The 6,542-nt window shown below is 44.4% G+C and carries 8 protein-coding genes; 5 read left to right on the top strand and 3 right to left on the bottom strand.

The genetic code is table 11. The features are described 5' to 3' along the window. Positions 1-502 precede the first annotated feature (502 nt). Positions 503-700 (bottom strand): hypothetical protein, encoded by a 198-nt coding sequence (locus E1919_RS26625; protein WP_162056142.1) that lies wholly within the window; start codon positions 698-700, stop codon positions 503-505. 263 nt (positions 701-963) lie between these two features. Between E1919_RS26625 and E1919_RS26630 the strand changes: the two genes are divergently transcribed. Further along, positions 964-2,154, top strand: coding sequence for a PAS domain-containing sensor histidine kinase (locus tag E1919_RS26630; RefSeq protein WP_162056442.1), 1,191 nt, complete (start codon positions 964-966; stop codon positions 2,152-2,154). A gap of 197 nt (positions 2,155-2,351) precedes the next feature. Beyond that, positions 2,352-2,531: an IS3 family transposase gene (locus E1919_RS26635; protein ID WP_262888792.1), complete on the top strand. Its 180-nt coding sequence runs from the start codon at positions 2,352-2,354 to the stop codon at positions 2,529-2,531. Positions 2,532-2,556: 25 nt separating this feature from the next. Here E1919_RS26635 and E1919_RS28220 read toward each other — a convergent pair whose 3' ends face one another. Together E1919_RS28220 and E1919_RS26645 are read right to left on the bottom strand one after the other, a co-directional pair. Continuing rightward, entirely contained in the window at positions 2,557-2,892 is a 336-nt protein-coding gene (locus E1919_RS28220) for a response regulator (RefSeq protein ID WP_162056447.1), read from the bottom strand. Between the two features lie 395 nt (positions 2,893-3,287). Further along, positions 3,288-3,929, bottom strand: a complete 642-nt coding sequence (locus E1919_RS26645; RefSeq protein ID WP_162056444.1) for a DUF389 domain-containing protein — start codon at positions 3,927-3,929, stop codon at positions 3,288-3,290. A 957-nt stretch (positions 3,930-4,886) separates the two neighbouring features. Here E1919_RS26645 and E1919_RS26650 point away from each other — a divergent pair. Genes E1919_RS26650 through E1919_RS26660 form a run of 3 tightly spaced genes read left to right on the top strand, consistent with a single transcriptional unit; the run spans position 4,887 to position 6,515 of the window. Beyond that, on the top strand, positions 4,887-5,477 hold the full coding sequence (locus E1919_RS26650; protein WP_162056445.1) for a mechanosensitive ion channel domain-containing protein: 591 nt from the start codon (positions 4,887-4,889) through the stop codon (positions 5,475-5,477). A gap of 19 nt (positions 5,478-5,496) precedes the next feature. After that, positions 5,497-5,928: a helix-turn-helix domain-containing protein gene (locus E1919_RS26655; RefSeq protein WP_162056446.1), complete on the top strand. Its 432-nt coding sequence runs from the start codon at positions 5,497-5,499 to the stop codon at positions 5,926-5,928. Further along, the gene (locus tag E1919_RS26660; RefSeq protein WP_237144883.1) at positions 5,913-6,515 is read left to right on the top strand and encodes an IS630 family transposase; all 603 of its coding nucleotides are present in this window, start codon (positions 5,913-5,915) and stop codon (positions 6,513-6,515) included. Before E1919_RS26655 ends, E1919_RS26660 begins: the two co-directional genes overlap by 16 nt. The last annotated feature ends 27 nt before the right edge of the window (positions 6,516-6,542 follow it).

Raw genomic sequence — 6,542 nt, forward strand, 5'->3', positions numbered from 1 at the left:
AAAATCAATGAGGACTTCGAATGGTCGTTCCTGATAACACCCGTGGAGCTGGGGGTGTTGGTAAACTACCTACTACTCAACACCTGCCAGCCAGATGGCGCAAGGTGGATAAAGGATATAATTTCAAGCAAAATTTGTGCAGCAAAGACAGTATTCAGGTGCTGCTGAGTGTGAATAAAGCCTCGTACATTGCCTCTTTATCATAATACATGTTATGGAAAGGCCATTCTGGAGCCTGTAATCGCGGGAGTAGTGAAGCAATGTTTTACAGGTGACTTCTGCTCAGTACCTTTTGATGGGCGAAATAATTCTGGTGTTAGAAGGAGGGCGACGTAGCCTCAGGCCCTGTCCAGAGAAAGCCGCTGTCCCGGAAAACGGACGAATTTCTGCAATAATAGAAAAGCCGCTAGTTTAGTTTAAAACAAGCAAGGCTCCTCTCATCATGGGGAGCCTTGCTTGTTCTATGTTGCCTGTTATGAGATTTATGCCGCCCAAGCAGCCGTCAAAACAGGGTCTCCTGTAAAAAGTCCGAGTTCGCCCCGCCTGCCCCCTGTTTTCTTTCTTCAGGTGTGCTTGCCGGTTTTCTTTCTTCAAGTTTGCTTGCCTGCCTGGCCGACTGCTTTTGCTGTCCCGCTCCCGCCGCAGCGCCTGCCGGGTTGCCTGTGCGGCGGGCGGGCGCTTTATCCTGTTTGTTTGCCATAAATAAAAACTCCTTTAAAATTTAAAATCCAAGTGAAGCCCTTGTATACGTACATGGTATATGAAAGAACTTAATTATACCTTCATTAACCTTCATTATACCCTTGATCAGTCAACGCATCTTAGGATGAGGCAAAGTGTACAGATAAAAATGCTGCGCTTTATCTAAATATAAACCACCTTCTCTTTTCCCGTATATACAGCAGGCTAAGTTAAAAGACCTACGGAATACAAACTGATCAAGACAGAAAGCAGTAAAAACCAATGAAAAAGGAAGACCCGGCTTTAGAAGAGATAATCAAACAACTGCGCTTAGAAAATGCCGAAGCAAAAGCGAAGCTGGAAAAGCAGAAAGCCATAGAAAGTAGGTATGAAGAAAGCCAAAGCCGTTTCGAAGCCATTTTTAACCAGTCGATGCTGGGCAATAAAATTATCGACCCCGATTTGAGAATCAACCAGGTAAATGAGGCCCTGCAACAGATGCTGGGCTACACCGCAGAGGAGTTGATCGGCACTAAAATTACCACTTTCGCTCATCCGGATTCTATACCCCACTGGAAAGAACTCCAAAGAAGCCTTTGGGAGGAGAATATTCCCACTTTTCAAATAGAAACCAGCATCAGGAAAAAAGATAATTCCTATCTATGGTGCCAGGTAAGCTCTATTCTGTTCCAGGACCAGGGCATTTCCTTAGGTTATACCATTGTGGAAGATATCAGTAACCGGAAGTCCCTGGAATTAGAGCTCAAAAGGCTATATGAAAATCAGGAAACCATGATGCACATGGTTGCGCATGATCTGAAGTCACCTCTCTTCAACATCAAGCTGGCCACAGGCTTTCTGAAAGAGAACCTGAAGGAAATGTCGGCCAAGGAAAAAGAGACACAAGAGGAATCGCTTTCCTTTGTCAAAATGATTACTGATACTTCGGATAAAACCTTATCCATCATAGATGATTTACTTATCATCGGCGAAGTAGAAGCTGTTGACTTCACTCCGGAAGAAGTTAATTTAAAACCCTTTATCAAAGCTTTTTTAGATTCGTCCTCCCTCAACGCCCAAAACAAAAACATACAGGTTGAGGTCCATGCCCCGGATAATCCGGTTTATGGATGGGTGGACCCAGATAAATTTCGGCGGGTTTTAGAGAACCTGGTATCCAACGCCATAAAATTTTCAAAACCTGAGGGGAAGGTGGTCATTACCCTAAAGCAGGAGGAGGGAAAAGCCCTGATGTTAATCCAGGATAACGGTATTGGTATTCCAGCTAAGTTAGTAACCTCCATCTTTGACAAATTCACCCAGGCCAGGAGAAAAGGAACCCAAGGCGAACCCACAACCGGATTGGGGCTCTTTATCGTGAAGCAAATTATCGAGAAGCAAGGCGGTAAAATATGGGTGGAAAGCCTGGAAGACGTGAAAACTACTTTTTACATCCAGCTCAATTCACACTAAGGGCTGTCTGTTCCGGCTCAACAGCCACAAAAGTTAAGGTAAGAGTTACAGAAGGGAAGTAAAAATCTGGCGTTTCTCAGAAACCCCCTCTATTTTACATAGGATTTGTTATAGGTGAAAACGCCTGTCCAGCTAACAGGAGGAGCTGCCGGTTATGTAGCGCATGAGCCGGAAAGTAAAATGTTCTCGTTAATGCAGTGGCAGATAGCTTCTTCAAGACGATGAAAACAGAAATAGTATACCTCCACAAGTTTGCTACCATAGCAGAGGCAAAGATGACCGTGTTTGAGTATATCGAAGGCCTCTACAACCGGGAAAGGAGACATTCAGCACCTGGCTATTTAACTCCATGCCAGTATGATTTGGCCACCAACTAATATGCTGTAAAGGAATGACACACAATTAAAAATACTTTTTTACTAAGGATACATAATCCATGGTTGTAAAGGGTTTATATATGTGGTCGGTAATATCAACGTAAGTCTTTATTTTTACCAAATCGTAGAAGCTGGCTGAGGAAGTCAATCCAAATATATGCTTTGCTTTATATTTTGGATCTAGGTTTTTATAGATTTCTAAAAACTCAAACCCATCCATTTCCGGCATTTCAATATCCAATAAAATAAGGTCAAGCGGTAAAGTGATATTTTCAATCTGATGGAAATAATCTAAAGCATCCTGGCCACTTGTAACCGCATCAACGTGCGTACTTAAATTGGCATTCGATGTTGCGCTTATTTACAAGATTAGTAGTCTCGTCATCATCTATTAATAATACGCGGTGCAATAATTCCATTTGGTCAACTTTATAGGTTTAGAAAAACGGGCTATTGGTAGAGCAGTACCCAAGATAGACTTTTTAACCCGGGATACAGCTAAACAGATTTTTGAGAAGCGAATAAAACCTCTTTCATTTTATCTACTTGACCCTGAATGGCTTTCGCTTTTTCGTGGCAACTTTTAGCTGTTGTAAACAGACTTGACGAATTCTGGGCCAGAAATCCAAAGTACATGAAGGAGCGGATGAATTCGATACATAAAAATATAGAAGCAATAGAGATTGAGGGAGGGCACTGAAACAAGCTTTGACGGTTAAACGAGAGGTAAAGCTATTATAAAGTAAATCTGGTTGATTAGTCTTTCTGGTCTGGTCGAAGTAAAAGAAGCGTTACTATTCCCATAAGGATAATCAACCCAACATTAATTCCCAGTAATCCAAAGCCGCCTATTGCACGTTGCGGATCTTGCGTTAAGAGACACACTCCTCCAGCTGCTGCGGCTGGCACAAGTGCCAAGGCAGCCACTACTCCTACCAAGGTGTCAGTTGTTTGCTTGGCTAACGCAAAGGTGCCAGCAACACCAGCCGCAAAGGCTGCAGCTACGCTGTACCAACCGGGACGAACTCGCTCTTCCAATAATGGTTTATCAAGTAGGTTTGTTTCCGGTGGAATCACGTTGGTTACATTCAACAACCAGGTAATTAGCATTGCAGCCAATGTTGCGACAAGTAATCCAACAGTTGCTATCCAAATTCCACGCCATACCAGTTCTGGCTGCCTTCCAACAATAGCAAAGGCAATCAAGGCAAGGGGAGCAAAGGCAGGTGCAATAACCATAGAACCAATTAAAATGGGCACAGAGGAAGTAAGGAGTGCTACTGCAGCGAGAATTCCAGCCATTGCCATAAAAACCAAGTATGACATACTAAACTCCGCCTGTTTGGCAATTCGGAGTACTGTCTCTCCTGAAACGAATTTTCGAATTTTCACTACCATAGCCATCAGTCAATAATATATCAACGTACCTTGCTTCGTTTTACTTTTTAACAACATTACCAAAATTGTAAGTAAGATGTATGGAACTGTAAAACCTCTATGCCAGAAGATGGAAGATAAAGCAGTGCTTCAGGTTTTGACTCTGACCGTCGGCCCCAGCGGCATCCCAAATTGAAGCTATCTCAGCCTACCCTTCAGTTTTGTATTCCTGCTTTTACCCTTTTACGAACAGCACAGAAAAAAATAGAAGCATTTTTGAAAAGGCTATCACACAGGAAAGCGGTGCCACCATATCTCCATCGTGTAGAGCAGCGGAAGTCTGAAGCCAAGCCCCCGGTAATGCCCCGCGCATACTCCTTCAGGGAATACTTTACTGGCCTGCCCGCTGTGAGTCTTTGCGCCATATCTTTTGGTTTACATTATACCTTGACTGAAAGAAAAGCAGGCAACTTCTACCACAGTGGCAACGTGCACAGCATAATTCATTGTCGGGTCTTCTAACGTCTCAGGATGCTGTAAATGGATAGCACCTTCGCACATCGACGTACCTCTGCCAGCAGCAAAATTCATTATAACCAAGTTTAAGGACCGAAAGTAGAGAGGCCAATGATTAGGCAGGCTTTCTTTTTTTGTCGGCCGGCCCCGGAGCCTGACGCCTTCGGCAACGTCGCTAATACCTGTATTAACGTCATCGCCTCCGGCTAAAGCGCCACTTAGAAGGGTTTTTGACAGGAGTAAAACTTCCCAACCATACGGGTTGCTTTTCCTTTTTTTTAAAAAGAAATTGCACGCATTAATCTGGGAGAAAAAGGAAAAAACAACCCCGGCCAACACCACCCAAAAGACACCGAATCAGGTCTTACAAGCTTCAGCGTCTTCTGGCTTAGATCGTTAGGTGCAAGCGACGAAGGACGGCACGTTAACCAAAACAAGAATAAATGTCAGAGAAGAAAAAATATGAACGAGTTAAAAATACAGATATTAGAAACATTGGTAACCTTGTTTCTGTACGCGATTGCCTTTTACATTACGAAGAATATAATTGATAATACTTTAAAAAAAGCACAGCTCCATAGAGCCAGAAGAAAGATGATTATAAAAATAACTCATCTTTTTCTTTCAATTGCTGTGGTCATTTTACTTGCTGGTATATGGGGTTTAGAACAAAAAGAAATTGCTGTATTTGCAAGCACAGTGCTGACAGTTTTAGGTATAGCTTTTTTTGCTCAATGGTCATTGCTATCCAATGTCACATCGAGCCTTATTCTTTTCTTCACTCACCCTATGAGGTTGGGAGACACCATTAAGATTTTGGATAAAGATTACCCAATGGAAGGAGAAGTTGCAGAGTTGACTTATTTCTTTGTTCATCTAAAAACAAAAGATGGCGAGACTATAACCATTCCTAACTCCCTGATTTTTCAAAAGTCGATATCACTTATTGTAAACCAGGATAAGAAGATGTTCGAAAAAGCATTACCCAACAAACCTATTTCGACTGACATAAAAGATGATTATAGCATAAGTAATGGGACAAATTTAGCTTGAAGTATGTTTTTTCTTAGCTATGGGAAAGATACGAACAATAGAGTTAAGTGCGGCACATCGCCAGGAGTTGGAGCAGGGTTACCGCTCAGGCAAGAGCCACGCCTTTCGTCTGCGTTGCCATCTTGTGCTTCTGAAGAGCGAGGGCCGCACATCAGAGCAGGTGGCCCAGATAGTAAAGGTCAACCCGGTAACAGTAAACAACTGGCTTACCCGCTACCAGGCAGAAGGCATGGCAGGCCTGAAGACGAAGCCTGGCAGGGGGCGTAAACCGGTGTTTGAGCCAGCCCGTGACCTGGAGCAGGTGCGCAAAGCAGTTGTGGCGGAAAGGCAGCGGCTGAGCCAGGCAAAGCTCCTGCTTGAGCAACAGATGGGCAAGGGCTTCAGCCTCAGGACGCTCAAGCGTTTTCTAAAAAAGTTAAGTGCCGCTACAAACGGATACGGAAAAGAGTAAAAGGCAAGCCTGACGCAGCGCTTTACCAGGTGCGGAGAGAGGCACTTGAGCTACTGGAAGAGCAGAGCCGGCAGGGGCGTCTGGATTTGCTTTATGGCGATGAGAGCCAGGTGTCTCCTGAAGGGTATGTGCCCTATGGCTGGCAGTTCGAGGATGAAGAGGTCTGCATAGCGTCGGCCAAAGGCAAAGGCCTCCACTGCTTTGCCCTCCTCTCCAGGGACAACAGGATAGTGTATGCCACAAGAGAGGAGAGCATCACCTCTGACTTTATAGTAGAGCAGCTGGACAGGCTCTCCCTTGAGGTAGTGAAGCCGACGGTAGTGGTGCTCGACAACGCCAGGGTGCACACAGCAGCCAAGGTGGTCGCGCGGCTGGAAGGCTGGCAGCGGCGGGGCTTGTTTCTCTTTTACCTGCCTGCTTACTCGCCACACCTCAATATCGCAGAGAGGCTATGGAAGGAGCTGAAGGCAAGATGGCTTGAGCCCCAGGATTACCTGACCACGGACAACCTGTTTTATGCCACTAAAAGGGCGCTGGCCGCCGTGGGGAAGAATTTGTTTATTAGCTTCTCTGACTATAGGATGTAGTTTAATGTAATTTTGTCTCAGTACTTA

Origin of the sequence: Pontibacter pamirensis, assembly GCF_010015475.1 — a bacterium.
Lineage (GTDB): Bacteria > Bacteroidota > Bacteroidia > Cytophagales > Hymenobacteraceae > Pontibacter > Pontibacter pamirensis.